This window comes from Buttiauxella sp. AC142 (assembly GCF_979253435.1).
This window is the reverse complement of record NZ_CEEDCH010000001.1, coordinates 3,822,787-3,842,534: the sequence shown is the minus strand read 5'-3', so window position 1 is coordinate 3,842,534 and position 19,748 is coordinate 3,822,787. Positions and strand designations below refer to the sequence as shown.

Below are 19,748 nucleotides of genomic sequence, written 5' to 3'. Positions count from 1 at the left end.
ATGGTTAAAGTATACGCCCCGGCTTCCAGTGCCAATATGAGCGTCGGGTTTGATGTACTGGGCGCGGCGGTTTCGCCAATAGACGGTTCGCTGCTCGGCGATTACGTGACGGTCGAAGCGGCAGACACTTTCAGTTTGAATAATATTGGGCGTTTCGCCAGCAAGTTACCTGATGAGCCGCGCGAAAATATCGTTTACCAATGCTGGGAGCGTTTCTGCCAGGAAATCGGCAAAAACATTCCGGTAGCCATGACGCTGGAAAAAAGCATGCCGATTGGTTCCGGTTTGGGTTCCAGCGCGTGTTCGGTAGTCGCAGGCTTAATGGCGATGAACGAATACTGCGGTAAACCGCTAAGCGACACCCGTTTGCTGAGCCTGATGGGTGAGCTGGAAGGGCGCATTTCGGGCAGCGTTCACTATGATAACGTTGCGCCGTGCTTCCTTGGCGGTATGCAATTGATGATTGAAGAAAATGGCATCATCAGCCAGTCTGTACCGGGCTTTGATGAATGGCTTTGGGTGCTGGCGTATCCGGGAATTAAAGTCTCGACCGCCGAAGCCCGTGCGATTCTGCCGGCGCAATATCGCCGCCAGGATTGCATCAGCCACGGACGCCATCTGGCAGGCTTTATTCACGCCTGTCACACCCGTCAGCCACATCTTGCGGCAAAACTGATGCGTGATGTGATTGCCGAGCCGTACCGCGCAAAATTGCTGCCGCGCTTTAACGAAGCACGCCAGGCCGCCGCGGATATTGGTGCGCTGGCGAGTGGTATTTCGGGTTCCGGCCCAACTCTTTTTGCGCTGTGCGATAACACTGACACCGCACAACGCGTGGCTGACTGGCTCAGCCAACACTATTTGCAGAACCAGGAAGGTTTTGTACATATTTGCCGTCTGGACACGGCGGGCGCACGAGTTCTGGGATAACGCATGAAACTGTATAACCTTAAAGATCATAATGAGCAGGTCACTTTTGCCCAGGCAATTGTGCAGGGTTTGGGTAAACAGCAGGGGCTGTTTTTTCCTCACGACTTGCCGGAATTTGAACTGACCGAAGTCGACGAAATGTTGAAGATGGACTTTGTCGCCCGCAGCAGCAAAATTCTGTCTGCATTTATCGGTGATGAAATCCCGCAAGAAATTCTCGAAGAACGTGTGCGTGCGGCGTTTGCTTTCCCTGCACCGGTGAAAAGCGTAGAGCCAGATATCGGCTGCCTTGAGCTGTTCCACGGCCCGACGCTGGCGTTTAAAGATTTCGGCGGGCGCTTTATGGCGCAAATGCTGACGCATATTAGCGGCGACAAACCGGTCACTATTTTGACCGCGACTTCTGGCGATACGGGTGCTGCGGTAGCGCATGCTTTCTACGGCCTGAAAAACGTGCGCGTCGTTATTCTTTATCCGCGTGGCAAAATTAGCCCGCTACAGGAAAAACTGTTCTGTACCCTTGGCGGTAATATTGAAACTGTCGCTATCGACGGCGATTTCGATGCCTGCCAGGCGCTGGTGAAACAAGCGTTTGATGATGAAGAGTTGAAATTGGCGCTGGGGTTAAACTCCGCCAACTCAATCAACATCAGCCGTTTGCTGGCGCAGATTTGCTATTACTTTGAAGCGGTGGCGCAACTGCCACAAGAAGCTCGCAATCAGCTGGTGGTTTCCGTACCAAGCGGCAACTTTGGTGATTTAACCGCGGGCTTGCTGGCAAAATCACTCGGCTTGCCAATCAAGCGTTTTATTGCGGCGACCAATGCCAACGACACCGTTCCACGTTTCCTGACCAACGGCGAATGGGCACCGAAAACCACGGTTGCGACACTTTCTAACGCCATGGATGTCAGCCAGCCAAACAACTGGCCGCGTGTAGAAGAGTTGTTCCGCCGTAAGATTTGGCGTCTGACCGACCTCGGTTATGCGACCGTCACCGACGAAACCACCAAAGCCACGATGAAAGAACTGAAAGCAGTGGGCTATGTTTCTGAACCGCACGCGGCTATCGCTTATCGCGCGCTGCGTGACCAGCTCCAGCCAGGCGAATACGGCTTGTTCCTTGGCACTGCGCATCCGGCGAAATTCAAAGAAAGCGTGGAGGAGATCCTCGGTGAAACTCTGCCACTGCCAGCAGAGCTTGCCGAACGTGCTGATTTACCGCTGCTTTCCCACAATCTACCCGCGGATTTTGCTGCGCTGCGTGAGTTGATGATGGCCAAAGCGTAATGACCGCATTGCTTTAAAAACCACTCTTCGGAGTGGTTTTTTTATCTCTGAATCATGGAGGAAATGTGCAGGAAACAAGGAGGGAAAATGTAGGAATTCCCATTAAATGCGGGCGCTTAGAGATTAGGATTGCGGAGAATAACAACCCCATGCTGTAAGGCATATGCTCTCTTCAACGACCCATATGGGGCATGAATGCAGTAAGGAGTCACTTATGTTGAAATCAATTATTCTTGCGTTATCGATGCTGGTAATCGCACCGTTAGCTGCCCAAGCTTCAGAAATTACATTAGTTCCGGCAGTGAAATTACAAATTGGCGATCAGGATAATCACGGAAACTATTGGGATGGCGGTAACTGGCGCGACCATGGTTGGTGGAATGATCACTATGAATGGCGTGATAACAGATGGCATCCGCATGATCATCACAACGATCATCGCGACGACCATAATCATCATGGCAAAGACCATCATGACAACGGTAATCACTACGGCCAAAACAAACATCACTAAACAAAACGCCAGCATTGCGCTGGCGTTTTGGCTTACTGCTCGTGGCGCTTGAACACTAGCTCATGTTCACCGGAGGCGGCTTCATCAAAGAAGTAGCCGTCAGTGTTAAAACCGGTCAGTTGTTCAGGTTGGGTGAGGCGGTTTTCAATGATGTAACGGCTCATCAAGCCACGCGCTTTCTTGGCGTAAAAGCTGATAACTTTAAACTTGCCGTTCTTCTCATCGAGGAACACTGGCTTGATGATTTCTGCATTGAGTTTTTTCGGTTTCACCGATTTGTAATACTCATCAGATGCCAGGTTAACCACGATATTGTCACCCTGAGCCTCAAGCGCCTGATTCAACTTCTCGGTGATGGTATCGCCCCAGAAGTGGTACAGATCTTTACCCTTCGGATTCTCAAGCTTGATACCCATTTCTAGCCGATACGGCTGCATTAAATCCAACGGGCGCAACACGCCATATAAGCCGGAAAGCATGCGTAAATGCTGCTGAGCAAAGTCGAAATCCGCATCGCTAAACTCTTCTGCCTGTAATCCGGTGTAGACGTCGCCTTTAAAGGCCAGAATCGCCTGACGCGCATTTTGCGGCGTGAAATCCGGCTGCCATTCGTGAAAACGAGTTTCGTTTAGTGAGGCCAGTTTGTCGCTAATATGCATCAGAGAAGAAATTTGCGGCGCACTGAGTTTGCGCGCCACGGCAATCAACTGCTGGGAATAGTCCAACAGTTCGGGTTGTGTATAACGATCGGTAGGCAGATCGCTTTGATAATCCAGGGTTTTTGCAGGTGAAATTAGAATTAGCATATTTGTTCCTTGCTCACTTTTACCGCCTACTCTAACAAATTTACTGGAAGTATTAGCCAATGGTTGCGATTAGCGTTTGGTTTCAGGAGGCTTTGGATTGTCCCAAATACCCGGTGCCAGTTGGCTTTTAATTTCAGGAAAACGGTTCGGATCGAAAACCGGTATTTCTCCGAGCTTCAACTGGCGCAGGTAATCAGCACTCAGGTCGCGTGCAATCGGTGAGAGCAGCAGGATTGCCGTGAGGTTGGTGACAGCCATAAACGCCATTGCCACATCCGCCATTTGCCAGACCAGCGGCAGTGGCGAAAGCGTACCAAACATCACCATCACCAGCGCCAGACAGCGGAATAACACCGTCGCGAACGGGCTTTTTTGTTGCAAAAAGAAGAGGTTGTTTTCTGCATAGGCATAGTTGGCGACAATAGATGTGAAGGCAAAAAGCATCACGATAAAAGCGATAAACCCGGTTCCCCAGGAGCCAACCATGCTGCTCAGCGCTTGTTGTACCAGGGTAATGCCATTCATGCTGGGATCGGCGGTATCGAGTATTCCGGAAAACAGGATGATGCCTGCGGTTGCAGTACAAATGATCATGGTATCAATCAACACACCGAACATTTGCACCAGCCCTTGCGAGGCGGGGTGGGGTGGCCACGGTGCCGCCGCCGCTGCTGCGTTGGGCGAAGAGCCCATACCCGCTTCGTTAGAGAACATTCCGCGCTGAAAACCGGTGGTAATCGCCTGGCTGATGGTGAATCCAATTGCGCCCGAGGCGGCTTCTTGCCAGCCAAACGCGCTTTTGAACACCAGCGAAACCACTTCTGGTAAACGCTCAATGTTCATTGCCATAACCACCAGGCTCATCAACACCCAGATTAACGCCATGAAGGGCACTAACCATTGGGCAACACGCGCGGTGCCTCGCATTCCGCCCCAAATTGTGCATGCGGTGATGACAACAAGAGCCATGCCAATCCAGGTTTTAGGAATACCAAAAGCATGGTTTACCGCATTGGCGATAGAGTTTGCCTGGACCGCATTGAAAATCAGTCCAAAGGCTATCATCAGGAAGATGGAGAACATGACGCCCATCCAGCGCATTCCCAGCCCGCGTTCCATGTACCAGGCCGGGCCGCCACGATAATTGCCTTCGCTGTCACGGGTTTTATAAAGTTGGGCAAGGGTACATTCGGCAAAGGAAGTCGCCATACCCAGCATTGCGACGACCCACATCCAGAAAATAGCGCCCGGGCCACCGAGCGTCAGAGCGAGTGCGACCCCGGAAAGATTACCGCTTCCAACACGCGCAGCAAGGCTTGTACACAATGCCTGGAATGAGGATAGTCCGGAAGAATCTGCGTTTTTATTCGCAAGGAGGAGACTGCGTAGATGAGTCAGATAGCGGAATTGCACAAATCCACATCGCCAGGTGAACCACAAACCCGCGCCGACTAATAAGTAAATGAGGATTGAACCCCAGAGTATCTCATTGATAAAAAGAAAAAAATCTGCCATTAACATCCCTCGTTTGCATGCGATACGTGCACAGCCAATGCGCAGCTTGCGCGTATGCTCCATTAGATTGCAGGCGAATAATACATAGAATATATCAGTTTAGCGTTCAGTTCTTACCGATGTGTCACTGCGGTTGCACCTGAATTGCGTCGTGATATCATCAAGCCAGACCGGTTACATCCCCCTAACAAGTTCTACCAAACGAGAAACTATCATGACGGATAAATTGACCTCCCTGCGTCAGCTAACCACAGTTGTTGCGGACACCGGGGATATTGCGGCAATGAAGCTGTATCAACCGCAAGATGCGACCACCAACCCCTCTCTGATTCTGAACGCTGCGCAAATTCCTGAATACCGCAAACTGATTGATGATGCGGTTGCATGGGCGCGTGAGCAGAGCAGTGACCATGCACAACAAGTTGTGGATGCCACTGACAAGCTGGCGGTGAATATTGGTCTGGAAATCCTGAAACTGATCCCAGGTCGCATCTCTACTGAAGTGGATGCGCGTCTGTCCTATGACACCGATGCCAGCATCACTAAAGCAAAACGCCTGATCAAAATGTACAACGATGCGGGCATCAGCAATGACCGTATCCTGATTAAACTGGCTTCTACCTGGCAGGGCATCCGTGCTGCTGAGCAGCTGGAAAAAGAAGGAATTAACTGTAACCTGACTCTGCTGTTCTCCTTCGCTCAGGCACGTGCTTGTGCAGAAGCGGGCGTATTCCTGATTTCTCCATTCGTAGGTCGTATCCTCGACTGGTACAAAACGAATACCGATAAGAAAGAGTACGCACCAAACGAAGATCCAGGTGTGGTTTCTGTTACTGAAATCTACCAGTACTACAAAGAACATGGTTACGAGACTGTGGTTATGGGCGCAAGCTTCCGTAACCTGGGCGAGATCATCGAACTGGCTGGTTGTGACCGTCTGACCATCGCTCCTGCGCTGCTCAAAGAGCTGGCAGAAAGCGAAGGCGCTGTTGAGCGTAAACTGTCTTACACCGGCGAAGTTAAAGCGCGCCCAGAACGTATGACCGAGTCTGAGTTCCTGTGGAGCCACAACCAGGATCCAATGGCTGTTGATAAACTGGCTGATGGCATCCGTAAGTTTGCTATCGACCAGGAAAAACTGGAAAAAATGATCGGCGACCTGCTGTAATCATTGGCGTGGCCGGAGCATTCCGGTCACGCTTTTTAGTGTTTCACCCTGTCTGCAACTCTCTTCGCCGTGTATCATTCCGTTAAGTTTGCTGATTTCCCCGGGAATGATATGAATACCTTACGCATTGGCTTAGTTTCCATCTCTGACCGCGCTTCGAGCGGTGTCTATCAAGATAAAGGCATTCCGTCGCTTGTTGCCTGGCTTGAAAAAACCTTAACCACCCCTTTCCAGATTGAAACCCGTTTAATCCCTGATGAGCAGCCGTTGATTGAGCAGGCTCTTTGCGAGCTGGTTGATGAAATGGCGTGTCATTTGGTGTTAACCACTGGTGGCACTGGCCCCGCGCGTCGTGATGTAACCCCTGATGCTACGCTTGCGATTGCTGACCGCGTGATGCCTGGCTTTGGCGAGCAGATGCGTCAGATAAGCCTGCAGTTTGTGCCGACGGCCATTCTTTCTCGCCAGGTCGGTGTTATCCGCAAACAAGCATTAATCCTTAACTTGCCGGGGCAGCCGAAATCAATTCAGGAAACGCTGGAAGGCGTCAAAGATGCGGACGGGAAAGTCGTTGTGCCGGGAATTTTTGCAAGTGTACCGTATTGTATACAGTTGCTTGATGGTCCTTATATCGAAACGGATAGCGTTGTAGTAGCAGCTTTTCGGCCTAAAAGCGCGATACGCGAGATAAACTCCTAAAAATTAATTGTTTGTGACATAAGATGTAGTGAGTGTGGTATGTGTGGCGGGGTTCGTTATAGTAAGTTTTGCTTTACAGCAAAATGGAAACTAAATACCACGCCCTATTGCATACGCAGGTTCTTATGTCACAACAACAGCATTCAATACAACGCACAAGACCTCTGAATCGTCAGGATTATAAAACTCTGACTCTTGCCGCCCTTGGTGGTGCGCTCGAATTTTACGACTTCATCATCTTCGTCTTCTTTGCCACCGTTGTCGGGGCGCTTTTCTTCCCTGCGGACATTCCCGAATGGCTACGCCAGCTACAAACCTTCGGCATTTTTGCTGCGGGATATCTGGCGCGTCCCTTAGGCGGCATCATCATGGCGCACTTTGGCGATCTGGTTGGCCGCAAGAAAATGTTCACCCTGAGCATTTTGCTGATGGCGTTACCGACGCTGGCGATTGGTATGCTGCCAACCTACGAAACGTTGGGCATCGCGGCTCCAGTCTTGCTGCTTTTGATGCGTGTGCTTCAGGGCGCGGCAATTGGCGGTGAAGTCCCAGGTGCCTGGGTCTTTGTTGCCGAACACGTTCCTTATAAACGTATCGGCATTGCGTGTGGCACTTTAACGGCGGGCTTAACAGCCGGGATTTTGCTGGGTTCCGTTGTCGCTACCATCATTAATACCTCGATGACGCAGGAAGCCATTCACGATGGCGGCTGGCGTATTCCGTTCTTCTTGGGCGGTATTTTCGGCCTGGTAGCGATGTATCTGCGTCGCTGGCTGCAAGAGACCCCCATCTTTATAGAGATGCAGCAACGCAAAGCGCTGGCAGAAGAGTTGCCGTTGAAATCTGTCATCGCAAACCATAAAAAAGCGGTCGTGATTTCGATGCTCCTGACCTGGTTGTTGTCGGCAGGGATTGTAGTGGTGATTTTGATGGCTCCCACCTGGTTGCAAAAACAGTTGGGGATTGCGCCTGCATTAACGCTCCAGGCAAACAGCATTGCCATCGTGATGCTGTGTATCGGTTGTATTGTGGCGGGGTTGGTTATCGATCGTATTGGTGCCAGTAAAACGTTTATTGTCGGCAGTCTGATGCTGGCTGTTTGTAGCTGGATGTTCTACCACCTGACCGCGAGCCACCCTGAATACCTGTTCTTCTTATATGGTCTGGTCGGTTTAAGCGTCGGCGTTGTTGGGGCGGTTCCGTATGTGATGGTCAGAGCGTTCCCGGCGGAAGTGCGTTTTACCGGAATCTCGTTCTCTTACAATATGTCGTATGCCATTTTCGGTGGCCTGACGCCAATCTTCGTGACGATGCTATCAGCAATATCACCGATGGGACCCGCGTGGTATGTGCTGGCGTTAGCGATGGTGGGTTTAGGTCTGGGGATTTGGCTGCGCAACGATTTAACGTCGGAAAGCAAAGTGGTTGAAAGGCCGCTGCAACATTCATAAAAAAACGCGGAGGAAAACCTCCGCGTTTTTGTTTTCTGATTCGTTGCTTGCCGGAATTAGTGTTTTTCACCAATCGGCAGCACGGTACGGCCAAACTGCTCGTTGAGCACTTCGCCCATCGCCAGGTAGATGGCGCTCGCGCCACACACCAGACCAATCCAGCCCGCGATGCGTACGATGCCTTCGTTGTCAGCCAGGTGGCCGATAGCCAGCAGAGCAAACAGAACGGTCAGGCTTGCAAACACGAACTGCAGCATACGTGGCGCGGAAGCCAGGGTGCCGAAGAACATGAACAACGTGAATACGCCCCACAGACCGAGATACGCGCCGAGGAAGTGTGCGTTTGCAGCGTCTGCAAGACCCATCTTAGGCATGATCAGAATGGCGACCAGAGTCAGCCAGAAAGAGCCATAAGAAGTGAATGCTGTCAGGCCGAAAGTATTACCTTTCTTAAATTCCAACAGGCCGGCAAAAATTTGTGCGATACCACCGTAGAAAATGCCCATTGCAAGGATGTTGACATCAAAAGGGAATATGCCGGTGTTATGCAGGTTGAGCAGAATGGTAGTCATGCCGAAGCCCATCAAGCCCAGGGGAGCTGGATTAGCCAACTTAGTGTTGCCCATAGTTCCTCTAAAATTCGTCTGAAAATGAATAGTTGTAGTCGCCACACGACTGCGAAAGGGCAGCGGGGCGCGGCATCATAATCAGGAGAGGGGTTCGAGTCCATGATCTAAACAGGTGTGAAGATGAAAATTTTTTTTGCCTTGCCCCTTGATGGCGAGCCGAGTGACCCCATCTTGTATGCAACCGCAGTTGATGAGCCTGCAAAAAAACGTGTTTGGGCAGTTGAAAGACTCTTGTTTGCCCGCATAACAGGTTCACGACCATATGACGAACAAATTTTAAGTGGAGACGTTTAGATGGGTAAAATTATTGGCATCGACTTGGGTACAACCAACTCTTGTATAGCAATTATGGATGGTACTACCGCTCGCGTTCTTGAAAACGCTGAGGGTGATCGCACCACTCCTTCAATCATTGCTTATACGCAGGATGGTGAGATTCTGGTTGGTCAGCCGGCTAAACGTCAGGCAGTGACTAACCCGCAGAACACACTGTTCGCGATCAAACGCCTGATTGGCCGTCGCTTCCAGGACGAAGAAGTGCAGCGTGATGAAGCCATCATGCCGTACAAAATCATTGCAGCCGACAACGGCGACGCATGGATTGATGTTAAAGGTCAGAAAATGGCACCTCCGCAGATCTCTGCTGAAGTGTTGAAGAAAATGAAGAAAACCGCTGAAGATTATCTGGGCGAGCCAGTAACTGAAGCTGTTATCACCGTTCCTGCATACTTCAACGATGCACAGCGTCAGGCAACTAAAGATGCTGGCCGTATCGCAGGTCTGGAAGTAAAACGTATCATCAACGAACCAACCGCAGCGGCTCTGGCCTACGGTCTGGATAAAGAAGTTGGCAACCGTACTATCGCGGTTTACGACTTGGGTGGTGGTACTTTCGATATCTCTATTATCGAAATCGACGAAGTTGATGGCGAAAAAACCTTCGAAGTTCTGGCAACCAACGGTGATACCCACCTGGGTGGTGAAGACTTCGATAGCCGTCTGATCAACTACTTAGTGGAAGAGTTCAAGAAAGATCAAGGTATCGATCTGCGTAACGATCCACTGGCTATGCAGCGTCTGAAAGAAGCTGCTGAAAAAGCGAAAATTGAGCTGTCTTCTGCTCAACAGACCGACGTAAACCTGCCGTACATCACAGCAGACGCGACCGGTCCAAAACACATGAACATCAAAGTGACTCGTGCAAAACTGGAATCCCTGGTCGAAGACCTGGTAAACCGTTCTATCGAGCCGCTGAAAGTTGCTCTGCAAGACGCTGGCCTGTCTGTATCTGATATCCAGGACGTTATCCTGGTTGGTGGTCAGACTCGTATGCCAATGGTGCAGAAGAAAGTGACTGAGTTCTTCGGTAAAGAACCACGTAAAGACGTTAACCCGGACGAAGCTGTTGCAATCGGTGCAGCTGTTCAGGGGGGGGTGCTTGCTGGTGATGTGACTGACGTACTGCTGCTGGACGTTACCCCGCTGTCTTTGGGTATCGAAACCATGGGCGGTGTGATGACTTCACTGATCAACAAAAACACCACTATCCCGACTAAGCACAGCCAGGTGTTCTCTACAGCTGAAGATAACCAGTCTGCGGTGACCATCCATGTGATTCAGGGTGAGCGTAAGCGTGCGGCGGATAACAAATCTCTGGGTCAATTCAACCTGGATGGTATCAGCCCAGCACCACGCGGCATGCCGCAGATCGAAGTAACTTTCGATATTGATGCTGATGGTATCTTGCACGTTTCCGCGAAAGACAAAAACAGCGGTAAAGAGCAGAAGATCACCATCAAGGCTTCTTCTGGTCTGAACGAAGAAGAAATCCAGAAAATGGTTCGCGATGCAGAAGCTAACGCCGAAGCTGACCGTAAGTTTGAAGAACTGGTTCAGACTCGCAACCAGGGCGACCATTTGCTGCACAGCACTCGCAAGCAGGTTGAAGAAGCAGGCGACAAACTGCCAGCTGATGACAAAACTGCTATTGAGTCTGCACTGACAGCGCTGGAATCTTCTCTGAAAGGCGAAGACAAAGCAGACATCGAAGCGAAAATGCAGGCACTGGCACAAGTTTCTCAGAAACTGATGGAACTGGCTCAGGCGCAACATGCTGAGCAGCAAGCTGGTAACGCAACTGATGCTGGTAACTCAACAAGCAAAGACGACGATGTTGTTGATGCTGAGTTCGAAGAAGTTAAAGACAAAAAATAATCGCCCTTTGAGCGGTTGGTAACTGGCACGGGCGTCGAGGTTTTCCTCTGCGCCCGTGCCCGCATGTTAGGGGCAGACAAAAAAGATGGCGAAGAGAGACTATTACGAGGTTTTAGGCGTTCCGAAAAACGCGGAAGAGCGTGAAATCAAGAAAGCCTATAAACGCCTGGCAATGAAGTTCCACCCGGATCGTAATCAGGGTGACAAAGAGTCCGAAGGCAAATTTAAAGAGATCAAAGAAGCCTACGAAATCCTGACCGATGATCAAAAACGTGCTGCTTACGACCAATATGGTCATGCCGCGTTTGAGCAAGGCGGGATGGGCGGCGGCGGTCACGGCGGATTTGGCGGTGGCGGTGCTGACTTTGGCGATATCTTTGGCGACGTATTCGGTGACATCTTCGGTGGTGGCCGCCGTCAGCGCGCTTCCCGCGGGTCCGATTTGCGTTACAACATGGACTTAACGCTGGAAGAAGCGGTTCGTGGCGTCACCAAAGAGATCCGTATCCCAACGCTTGAAGAGTGCGGTGTTTGCCACGGTAGCGGCGCGAAAGCTGGCTCTAAGCCGCAGACTTGCCCGACTTGTCATGGACAAGGTCAGGTGCAAATGCGCCAGGGCTTCTTCACCGTGCAGCAGAGTTGTCCGCACTGCCAGGGTCGCGGCTCTATTATTAAAGATCCGTGCAATACCTGTCATGGTCATGGCCGTGTAGAGAAAACGAAAACCCTGTCGGTGAAAATCCCGGCTGGCGTCGATACCGGTGACCGTATTCGTCTTGCAGGCGAAGGTGAAGCGGGTGAGCATGGCGCTCCATCAGGTGATTTGTACGTTCAGGTTCAGGTTAAACAGCACCCGATCTTCGAACGTGAAGGCAACAACCTGTATTGCGAAGTGCCAATTAACTTCGCGATGGCTGCGCTCGGTGGCGAAATCGAAGTCCCTACGCTTGATGGCCGTGTGAACCTGAAAGTGCCGGGCGAAACGCAAACGGGCAAATTGTTCAGAATGCGTGGCAAAGGTGTGAAATCCGTACGTGGCGGCGCTCAAGGCGATCTGCTGTGCCGCGTTGTGGTGGAAACCCCTGTCAGCCTGAACGAAAAGCAGAAACAACTGCTGCGTGATTTGGCTGAAAGTTTTGGTGGCCCAAGCGGTGAAAAGAACAGTCCGCGTTCAAAGAACTTCTTTGACGGCGTGAAAAAGTTCTTTGATGATTTGACCCGCTAAACCCCATTTCCTTTCAGCAGTACAAAAGCCTGAATCGTTTGTTTTTGATTCAGGCTTTTTTATGCGCTAAAAATGTATTAATTCTATAAGTAATATAGTTCGTTATTTCCGATTGTTTGATGCTATATAATCTACTTTTCTCGATGTATTAGGCAGGCTATGCTTAATACATATTAAAGCCCTAAATGATTTAAGGCAGTTGAAAAACCGGGATGACAGAATGACTAAAAAACTAAAATGCTTTTTCCATAGCGATGCCTCAAGCGGCATCTTTTTGATCCTTGCCGCAGTTCTGGCAATGGTTCTTGCTAATCTGGGTTCCACCAGCGAGTTATATCAATCGTTTTTGAACACACCGGTAGAAGTCCGTATCGGTTCTCTGGATATCAGTAAAAACCTGTTGTTATGGGTGAATGATGCACTGATGGCCATCTTCTTCCTGATGATTGGTCTGGAAGTGAAACGTGAAATGGTGAGCGGCTCGCTTGCCAGCATGCGTCAGGCGTCGTTCCCGGTAATTGCGGCGTTGGGCGGCATGGTTGTTCCGGCGGCAATTTATTTACTGTTTAACTTCCAGGACCCAATCACCCGTGAGGGTTGGGCGATCCCGGCTGCGACGGATATCGCTTTCGCTTTGGGTATTCTGGCATTGCTGGGCAACCGTGTACCTGTTGCACTTAAAGTGTTCCTGATGGCGCTGGCGATTATCGATGACCTGGGCGCGATTGTTATCATCGCTTTGTTCTACACCAGCGACCTTTCAATTCTGTCGCTGGCGGTTGCTGCGGGGGCGATTGCGGTCCTGGCATTACTGAACATCTGCAACGTTCGTCGCACCGGCTTGTATATTCTGGTGGGGGTCGTATTGTGGACTGCGGTATTGAAATCAGGTGTACACGCAACGCTTGCCGGGGTCATCATTGGCTTCCTTATTCCGCTTAAAGAGAAAGACGGGCGTTCCCCGGCAAAAGAGCTGGAGCATGTGCTTCACCCTTGGGTCGCGTTCCTGATTCTCCCATTGTTCGCTTTTGCCAATGCAGGTGTGTCGTTGAGCGGTGTAACTTTTGCCGGCTTAACCTCGCTGTTGCCAATGGGGATTATGGCGGGTCTGTTTATCGGCAAGCCGCTGGGCATTAGCCTGTTCTGCTGGGCTGCTCTGAAATTTAAACTGGCAACCTTGCCTGAAGGGACAACCTGCAAAGAGATTATGGCGGTGGGTGTGCTGTGCGGAATTGGCTTTACGATGTCGATTTTCATCGCGTCGCTGGCATTCGACGGCGCGGATCCGGCACTCATTACCTGGGCGAAACTGGGTATTCTGCTTGGCTCACTGCTTTCAGCAGTGGTGGGTTACTGCATGTTGAGAAGTCGTTTCAGCCCACAACTAAAACATAATTAATATTCCACTAACGGCTCCTTGGGAGCCGTTAGCAAATGGATGGTTTATCAGGGAGCGAACAACGCATGTCACACATAAATTACAATCATCTCTATTATTTCTGGCACGTTTGCAAAGAAGGTTCTGTCGTAGGTGCAGCAGAAGCTCTATATCTGACGCCACAAACCATTACCGGCCAAATCAAAGCATTAGAAGAACGCCTGCAAGGTAAACTGTTCCGTCGCCAGGGGCGTGGTTTAGTTCCTTCTGAGCTGGGCCAGCTTGTATTTCGTTATGCAGACCGCATGTTTACGCTAAGCCAGGAGATGCTGGATATCGTCAACTATCGCAAAGAGTCGAGCCTGCTCTTTGATGTGGGTATTGCCGATGCGTTATCAAAACGTCTGGTCAGCGGCGTGCTGGATGCCGCGGTGGTTGAGGATGAACAAATTCACCTGCGCTGCTTTGAATCGACACACGAAATGCTGCTCGAACAATTGAGCCAACATAAGCTGGATATGATTATCTCTGACTGCCCGATTGATTCGACCCAGCAAGAAGGGTTGTTCTCGGTGAAAATCGGCGAATGCGGAATTAGCTTCTGGAGCCAGAATCCGGTGCCTGATTTGCCATTCCCTGCATGCCTGGAAACCCGACGCTTACTGATTCCGGGGCGTCGTTCGATGCTAGGGCGCAAAATTCTCAACTGGATTAATGGCCAGGGGCTGAATGTTGAGATCCTCGGCGAGTTTGATGATGCGGCACTGATGAAGGCTTTTGGGGCGGCGCATAATGCGATATTTGTCGCACCAACCCTTTACGGTGAAGACACTTACAAAGATGAGAGCATTGTCGAAATCGGGCGCGTTGAGAATGTGATGGAAGAATATCACGCGATATTCGCTGAACGAATGATTCAGCACCCTGCGGTACAGCGTGTGTGTAACCGGGATTATTCGGCTTTGTTCAAAGAAGCTTGATTCAAAAGCTCAAATTTCAGATATAAAAAAACCGGCAGAAGCCGGTTTTTTTTAAGCTAACAACAAGTTGGCGATTAAGCCAGTTTGTTGATTTGCGCTACAAGGTTAGCCTTATGACGCGCAGCTTTGTTTTTGTGGATCAGACCTTTGCTAGCCTGACGATCCACGATTGGTTGCATTTCGTTAAATGCTTTCTGTGCAGCAGCTTTGTCGCCAGTTTCAATCGCTGCGTATACTTTCTTGATGAAAGTACGCATCATAGAGCGACGGCTTGCGTTGTGCTTACGAGCCTTTTCAGACTGTACAGCACGTTTCTTAGCTGATTTGATATTAGCCAAGGTCCAACTCCCAAATATGATCTATGTGGACAATTCAAAGGCCGAGGAATATGCCCTCTTAGCCTTCTTTTGTCAATGGATTTGTGCAAATAAGCGCCGTTAAATTTCCGGAGCCTCTTACGTTGTGATGGCGCGGATTCTACCAGCTTCATGCTCATGAATACAGCTTTAAGCAACAAAAATCGTCCAGTGATGCGCATCTATATAGAAACCAGACGCCAGCGCGATGAAATCCTTAATGCTTTATGTCAAAGGGTACAATCGCCGGTTAACCTTCACCGTGGTAATTGATATAATCCGCCGATTTCCACTGTCTTGAGCCAGCCATGAAGCTGATACGCGGCATACATAATTTACGCCAGAACCACCACGGGTGTGTCCTCACCATTGGGAATTTCGACGGCGTTCATCGAGGCCACAAGTCCCTGTTAAAAGGGCTGTGTGCGGAAGGACGTGCGCGCAATCTGCCGGTGATGGTCATGATCTTTGAGCCGCAACCGCTTGAGCTTTTTGCGGGTGATAAAGCTCCAGCGCGTCTGACAAGGCTGCGCGAAAAGCTGCGTTATCTGGCCGAGTGTGGAGTGGACTACGTGTTGTGCGTGCGATTTGACCGTCGCTTTGCTGCATTCACCGCGCAAAACTTCGTCAGCGATCTGCTGGTCGACCGCCTCGGGGTAAAATTCCTCGCGGTAGGTGATGATTTCCGCTTTGGTGCTGGTCGCCAGGGGGATTTCTTGTTATTACAGAAGGCTGGCCTGGAATACGGCTTTGACGTCACCAGTACGCAAACTTTCTGTGAAGGCGGCGTGCGAATTAGCAGCACAGCGGTGCGTCAGGCTCTGGCCGAGGACGACTTAGCGCTGGCTGAAAGTTTACTGGGTCATCCGTTTATCATCTCCGGGCGCGTTGTCCATGGTGATGAACTCGGAAGAACCATTGGTTTCCCAACGGCGAATTTACCGCTTCGTCGTCAGGTTTCCCCGGTAAAAGGGGTATTTGCGGTAGAAGTCGCAGGCCTTGGCGACAAACTGCTGCCAGGCGTTGCCAATATCGGCACGCGCCCAACGGTGGCGGGCCTGCGCCAACAGCTGGAAGTCCATTTGCTGGACGTTGTAATGGACTTATATGGGCACCATATTGATGTGGTGCTGCGTAAAAAAATACGAAATGAACAACGGTTTGCTTCGCTTGATGAACTGAAAGCGCAAATCGCCAAAGATGTGGTAACCGCCCGCGAATTTTTTGGGCCCAATACCTGAGCAAGCTAACTACGGAACCGAGAATCTAATGAGTGACTTTAAATCTACCCTGAATTTACCGGAAACAGGGTTCCCGATGCGTGGCGATCTCGCCAAACGCGAACCGGGCATGCTGGCTCGCTGGAATGATGATGACCTGTACGGCATCATCCGTAATGCAAAGAAAGGCAAAAAATCCTTCATTCTGCATGATGGCCCTCCATACGCGAACGGCAGCATTCACATTGGTCACTCAGTTAACAAGATTCTGAAAGACATTATCGTGAAGTCCAAAGGACTGAGCGGTTTTGACTCCCCATACGTTCCGGGTTGGGACTGCCACGGCCTGCCAATCGAGCTGAAAGTAGAGCAGCTTATCGGTAAGCCTGGTGAGAAAGTGTCTGCCGCTGAATTCCGTGCCGCGTGCCGTAAATACGCCGCTGAGCAGGTTGATGGGCAGCGCGAAGACTTCATCCGTCTGGGTGTGCTGGGCGACTGGTCACGTCCGTACCTGACCATGGATTTCAAAACCGAAGCGAACATCATCCGTGCGCTGGGTAAAATCGTCGGTAACGGCCACCTGCATAAAGGCGCTAAGCCTGTGCACTGGTGTGTTGACTGCCGTTCAGCATTGGCTGAAGCGGAAGTTGAGTATTACGACAAAACGTCTCCATCCATCTTTGTGAACTTCAAGGCTGTTGATGCCGACGCGGTCAAAGCGAAGTTTGGTGTAACACAAGTTAACGGCCCAGTTTCAATGGTTATCTGGACGACCACTCCGTGGACTCTGCCAGCTAACCGTGCGGTTTCTCTGAATGCCGAATTCGAATACGTGCTGGTTCAGGTTGACGGTCAGGCGCTGATCGTGGCTAAAGACTTGCTCGAAGGCGTAATGAAGAGCGCGGGTATCACCGAGTGGACAGTGCTTGGTGAAGCTAAAGGTGCTGACCTCGAGCTGACTCGTTACAAACACCCATTCTTAGATTTCGACGTGCCGGCGATTCTTGGCGACCACGTTACGCTGGAAGCCGGTACCGGTGCGGTTCATACCGCTGGCGGCCACGGCCCTGACGACTATGTGATCAGCCAGAAATACAATCTGGAAATCGCCAACCCGGTTGGCCCGGACGGTTGCTACCTGCCAGGCACCTATGAAGGTCTGGACGGCGTTCAGGTGTTCAAAGCGAATGACCTGATCGTTAATATCCTGCGTGATAAAGGCGTTCTGCTGCACGTTGAAAAACTGCTGCACAGCTACCCGCACTGCTGGCGTCACAAAACGCCAATCATCTTCCGTGCAACGCCACAGTGGTTCATCAGCATGGATCAAAAAGGCCTGCGCGCGCAGTCTCTGAAAGAGATCAAAGACGTGCAATGGATCCCTGACTGGGGCCAGGCGCGTATCGAATCTATGGTGGCGAACCGCCCGGACTGGTGTATCTCTCGTCAGCGTACGTGGGGTGTGCCAATGTCCATGTTCGTACACAAAGACACTGAAGAGCTGCACCCGCGCACGCTGGAGCTGATGGAAGAAGTCGCTAAACGCGTGGAGCAAGACGGCATCCAGGCGTGGTGGGATCTCGATCCGCGCGACATCATGGGTGATGACGCTGACAACTACACCAAAGTGCCAGACACCCTGGACGTGTGGTTCGACTCCGGTTCAACCCATTCATCTGTTGTTGATGTGCGCCCTGAATTCAACGGCCATGCGGCAGACATGTATCTGGAAGGTTCGGATCAGCATCGTGGCTGGTTCATGTCTTCCCTGATGATTTCGACGGCGATGAAAGGCAAAGCGCCATACCGCCAGGTACTGACACACGGTTTCACCGTTGATGGTCAGGGCCGCAAAATGTCTAAATCCATCGGTAACACCGTTTCTCCGCAAGACGTGATGAATAAACTGGGCGCGGATATCCTGCGTCTGTGGGTAGCATCGACCGATTACACCGGCGAAATGGCGGTTTCTGACGAAATCCTGAAACGTGCTGCCGACGCTTATCGTCGTATCCGTAACACCGCACGCTTCCTGCTGGCGAACCTGAACGGCTTCAATCCAGAAACCGATATGGTGAAACCAGAAGAGATGGTGAAACTGGATCGCTGGGCGGTAGGTTGTGCGCAAGAAGCACAGGCCGATATCCTTGCAGCTTACGAAAACTACGACTTCCATGAAGTGGTGCAACGCCTGATGCGTTTCTGCTCCATCGAAATGGGCTCGTTCTATCTCGACATCATTAAAGACCGCCAGTACACCGCGAAGTCAGACAGCGTGGCGCGTCGTAGCTGCCAGACTGCTCTGTACCACATTGCCGAAGCGCTGGTTCGCTGGATGGCACCGATCATGTCCTTCACTGCTGATGAAATCTGGGCTTACCTGCCAGGTGAGCGCGAGAAATATGTCTTCACCGGCGAATGGTACGAAGGTTTGTTCGGCCTGGCTGATAGCGAAACCATGAACAACGATTACTGGGACACCCTGTTAATCGTGCGTGGCGAAGTCAACAAAGTCATCGAACAAGCGCGTGCTGACAAGCGTGTGGGCGGTTCTCTGGAAGCAGCTGTGACTTTATACGCTGACAGCGAACTGGCAGCGAAGCTCAACAGCCTGGGCGAGGAATTGCGATTTGTCCTGTTGACCTCAGGTAGCGAAGTTGTCGATTATGCGCAGGCAACGGAAGACGCGCAGCAAAGCGAAATCCTTAAAGGGTTGAAAGTTGCACTGCGTAAAGCTGACGGTGAGAAGTGCCCGCGTTGCTGGCATTACACCACTGACGTTGGCCAGGTAGCGGAACACGCAGAAATCTGTGGCCGCTGTGTAACTAACATTGCCGGTGACGGCGAAAAGCGTAAATTTGCCTGATGAGTAAATTGATTAGTTCGACTGGTCTGCGCTGGCTGTGGCTGGTGGTCGTAGTCCTGATTGTCGATCTGGGCAGCAAATACCTGATCCTCCAGCATTTCATGCTGGGGGACACCGTATCGCTGTTCCCGTCGCTGAATCTGCACTATGCCCGTAACTACGGTGCCGCGTTTAGTTTCCTTGCGGATAAAGGCGGCTGGCAGCGCTGGTTCTTCGCGGGTATCGCCATTGGTATCTGCGTGATTCTGGCGGTGCTGATGTATCGCGCTAAAGCGACGCAGAAGCTGAATAATATCGCCTATGCTTTAATCATTGGCGGCGCACTCGGCAACTTGTTTGACCGTTTATGGCACGGTTTTGTGGTCGACATGATTGATTTCTATGTCGGCGACTGGCACTTCGCCACGTTTAATCTGGCCGATACGGCAATCTGTATCGGCGCGGCGCTGATTGTGCTGGAGGGGTTCTTTGTCTCCTCCGACAAGCCCGCTAAGCAAAAAGGGTAAT

The 19,748-nt window shown here is 51.1% G+C and carries 18 protein-coding genes; 14 read left to right on the top strand and 4 right to left on the bottom strand.

Features of this window, described 5'->3' with window-relative positions:
- The 3 genes from thrB to AC0IWZ_RS17780 all read left to right on the top strand — a co-directional run bounded on the left by thrB (position 1) and on the right by AC0IWZ_RS17780 (position 2,734).
- A complete protein-coding gene (thrB, locus tag AC0IWZ_RS17790; protein ID WP_471678783.1) occupies positions 1–930 on the top strand; it encodes a homoserine kinase in 930 nt (309 codons plus the stop codon).
- Positions 931–933: 3 nt separating this feature from the next.
- On the top strand, positions 934–2,220 hold the full coding sequence (gene thrC / locus AC0IWZ_RS17785; RefSeq protein ID WP_034498587.1) for a threonine synthase: 1,287 nt from the start codon (positions 934–936) through the stop codon (positions 2,218–2,220).
- A 214-nt stretch (positions 2,221–2,434) separates the two neighbouring features.
- Positions 2,435–2,734, top strand: coding sequence for a DUF2502 domain-containing protein (locus AC0IWZ_RS17780; RefSeq protein ID WP_034498583.1), 300 nt, complete (start codon positions 2,435–2,437; stop codon positions 2,732–2,734).
- Positions 2,735–2,766: 32 nt separating this feature from the next.
- Here the strand turns inward: AC0IWZ_RS17780 and yaaA are convergent, their stop codons facing one another.
- Entirely contained in the window at positions 2,767–3,540 is a 774-nt protein-coding gene (yaaA, locus tag AC0IWZ_RS17775; protein ID WP_471678784.1) for a peroxide stress protein YaaA, read from the bottom strand.
- A 69-nt stretch (positions 3,541–3,609) separates the two neighbouring features.
- Positions 3,610–5,055 carry an alanine/glycine:cation symporter family protein gene (locus AC0IWZ_RS17770; RefSeq protein ID WP_471678785.1) on the bottom strand — a complete coding sequence of 482 codons (1,446 nt, stop codon included), beginning with the start codon at positions 5,053–5,055 and terminating at the stop codon, positions 3,610–3,612.
- Between the two features lie 214 nt (positions 5,056–5,269).
- Between AC0IWZ_RS17770 and tal the strand changes: the two genes are divergently transcribed.
- The 3 genes from tal to AC0IWZ_RS17755 all read left to right on the top strand — a co-directional run bounded on the left by tal (position 5,270) and on the right by AC0IWZ_RS17755 (position 8,373).
- Positions 5,270–6,223 (top strand): transaldolase, encoded by a 954-nt coding sequence (tal, locus tag AC0IWZ_RS17765; RefSeq protein WP_115627264.1) that lies wholly within the window; start codon positions 5,270–5,272, stop codon positions 6,221–6,223.
- A 111-nt stretch (positions 6,224–6,334) separates the two neighbouring features.
- Positions 6,335–6,922: a molybdopterin adenylyltransferase gene (gene mog, locus AC0IWZ_RS17760; protein WP_034498574.1), complete on the top strand. Its 588-nt coding sequence runs from the start codon at positions 6,335–6,337 to the stop codon at positions 6,920–6,922.
- A 125-nt stretch (positions 6,923–7,047) separates the two neighbouring features.
- Entirely contained in the window at positions 7,048–8,373 is a 1,326-nt protein-coding gene (locus tag AC0IWZ_RS17755; protein ID WP_034498571.1) for an MFS transporter, read from the top strand.
- Between the two features lie 56 nt (positions 8,374–8,429).
- On the opposite strand, the gene satP is transcribed toward AC0IWZ_RS17755, so the two are convergent.
- Positions 8,430–8,999, bottom strand: a complete 570-nt coding sequence (satP, locus tag AC0IWZ_RS17750; RefSeq protein ID WP_034498568.1) for an acetate uptake transporter — start codon at positions 8,997–8,999, stop codon at positions 8,430–8,432.
- 123 nt (positions 9,000–9,122) lie between these two features.
- On the opposite strand from satP, the gene AC0IWZ_RS17745 reads away from it, so the two are divergent.
- The 5 genes from AC0IWZ_RS17745 to nhaR all read left to right on the top strand — a co-directional run bounded on the left by AC0IWZ_RS17745 (position 9,123) and on the right by nhaR (position 14,799).
- Positions 9,123–9,296, top strand: coding sequence for a hypothetical protein (locus tag AC0IWZ_RS17745; RefSeq protein WP_156104907.1), 174 nt, complete (start codon positions 9,123–9,125; stop codon positions 9,294–9,296).
- Positions 9,297–11,216: a molecular chaperone DnaK gene (dnaK, locus tag AC0IWZ_RS17740; RefSeq protein ID WP_115627268.1), complete on the top strand. Its 1,920-nt coding sequence runs from the start codon at positions 9,297–9,299 to the stop codon at positions 11,214–11,216. It abuts the gene before it with no gap.
- A gap of 85 nt (positions 11,217–11,301) precedes the next feature.
- Entirely contained in the window at positions 11,302–12,441 is a 1,140-nt protein-coding gene (gene dnaJ, locus AC0IWZ_RS17735) for a molecular chaperone DnaJ (protein ID WP_034498562.1), read from the top strand.
- A gap of 220 nt (positions 12,442–12,661) precedes the next feature.
- Entirely contained in the window at positions 12,662–13,840 is a 1,179-nt protein-coding gene (gene nhaA, locus AC0IWZ_RS17730) for a Na+/H+ antiporter NhaA (RefSeq protein WP_034498560.1), read from the top strand.
- A 65-nt stretch (positions 13,841–13,905) separates the two neighbouring features.
- Entirely contained in the window at positions 13,906–14,799 is an 894-nt protein-coding gene (nhaR, locus tag AC0IWZ_RS17725; protein ID WP_034498557.1) for a transcriptional activator NhaR, read from the top strand.
- Positions 14,800–14,873: 74 nt separating this feature from the next.
- On the opposite strand, the gene rpsT is transcribed toward nhaR, so the two are convergent.
- Positions 14,874–15,137, bottom strand: a complete 264-nt coding sequence (rpsT, locus tag AC0IWZ_RS17720) for a 30S ribosomal protein S20 (protein ID WP_034459390.1) — start codon at positions 15,135–15,137, stop codon at positions 14,874–14,876.
- Between the two features lie 326 nt (positions 15,138–15,463).
- Between rpsT and ribF the strand changes: the two genes are divergently transcribed.
- The 3 genes from ribF to lspA are packed head-to-tail and all read left to right on the top strand — an operon-like array spanning position 15,464 to position 19,747.
- On the top strand, positions 15,464–16,396 hold the full coding sequence (gene ribF, locus AC0IWZ_RS17715; RefSeq protein ID WP_034498554.1) for a bifunctional riboflavin kinase/FAD synthetase: 933 nt from the start codon (positions 15,464–15,466) through the stop codon (positions 16,394–16,396).
- Between the two features lie 28 nt (positions 16,397–16,424).
- Positions 16,425–19,241 (top strand): isoleucine--tRNA ligase, encoded by a 2,817-nt coding sequence (gene ileS, locus AC0IWZ_RS17710; protein WP_471678786.1) that lies wholly within the window; start codon positions 16,425–16,427, stop codon positions 19,239–19,241.
- Positions 19,241–19,747, top strand: a complete 507-nt coding sequence (gene lspA / locus AC0IWZ_RS17705) for a signal peptidase II (RefSeq protein WP_034498549.1) — start codon at positions 19,241–19,243, stop codon at positions 19,745–19,747. The genes ileS and lspA overlap by 1 nt, the downstream gene beginning before the upstream one ends.
- Position 19,748 lies beyond the last annotated feature (1 nt).

Bases quoted from the DNA above. Each gene is read 5' to 3' on its own strand.
- ileS (WP_471678786.1), top strand. From the start codon at position 16,425: ATGAGTGACTTTAAATCTACCCTGAATTTACCGGAAACAGGGTTCCCG.
- thrB (WP_471678783.1), top strand. From the start codon at position 1: ATGGTTAAAGTATACGCCCCGGCTTCCAGTGCCAATATGAGCGTCGGG.
- tal (WP_115627264.1), top strand. From the start codon at position 5,270: ATGACGGATAAATTGACCTCCCTGCGTCAGCTAACCACAGTTGTTGCG.
- thrC (WP_034498587.1), top strand. From the start codon at position 934: ATGAAACTGTATAACCTTAAAGATCATAATGAGCAGGTCACTTTTGCC.
- nhaR (WP_034498557.1), top strand. From the start codon at position 13,906: ATGTCACACATAAATTACAATCATCTCTATTATTTCTGGCACGTTTGC.
- AC0IWZ_RS17755 (WP_034498571.1), top strand. From the start codon at position 7,048: ATGTCACAACAACAGCATTCAATACAACGCACAAGACCTCTGAATCGT.
- ribF (WP_034498554.1), top strand. From the start codon at position 15,464: ATGAAGCTGATACGCGGCATACATAATTTACGCCAGAACCACCACGGG.
- mog (WP_034498574.1), top strand. From the start codon at position 6,335: ATGAATACCTTACGCATTGGCTTAGTTTCCATCTCTGACCGCGCTTCG.
- dnaK (WP_115627268.1), top strand. From the start codon at position 9,297: ATGGGTAAAATTATTGGCATCGACTTGGGTACAACCAACTCTTGTATA.
- AC0IWZ_RS17770 (WP_471678785.1), bottom strand. From the start codon at position 5,055: ATGGCAGATTTTTTTCTTTTTATCAATGAGATACTCTGGGGTTCAATC.
- AC0IWZ_RS17780 (WP_034498583.1), top strand. From the start codon at position 2,435: ATGTTGAAATCAATTATTCTTGCGTTATCGATGCTGGTAATCGCACCG.
- yaaA (WP_471678784.1), bottom strand. From the start codon at position 3,540: ATGCTAATTCTAATTTCACCTGCAAAAACCCTGGATTATCAAAGCGAT.
- lspA (WP_034498549.1), top strand. From the start codon at position 19,241: ATGAGTAAATTGATTAGTTCGACTGGTCTGCGCTGGCTGTGGCTGGTG.
- AC0IWZ_RS17745 (WP_156104907.1), top strand. From the start codon at position 9,123: ATGAAAATTTTTTTTGCCTTGCCCCTTGATGGCGAGCCGAGTGACCCC.
- nhaA (WP_034498560.1), top strand. From the start codon at position 12,662: ATGACTAAAAAACTAAAATGCTTTTTCCATAGCGATGCCTCAAGCGGC.
- dnaJ (WP_034498562.1), top strand. From the start codon at position 11,302: ATGGCGAAGAGAGACTATTACGAGGTTTTAGGCGTTCCGAAAAACGCG.
- satP (WP_034498568.1), bottom strand. From the start codon at position 8,999: ATGGGCAACACTAAGTTGGCTAATCCAGCTCCCCTGGGCTTGATGGGC.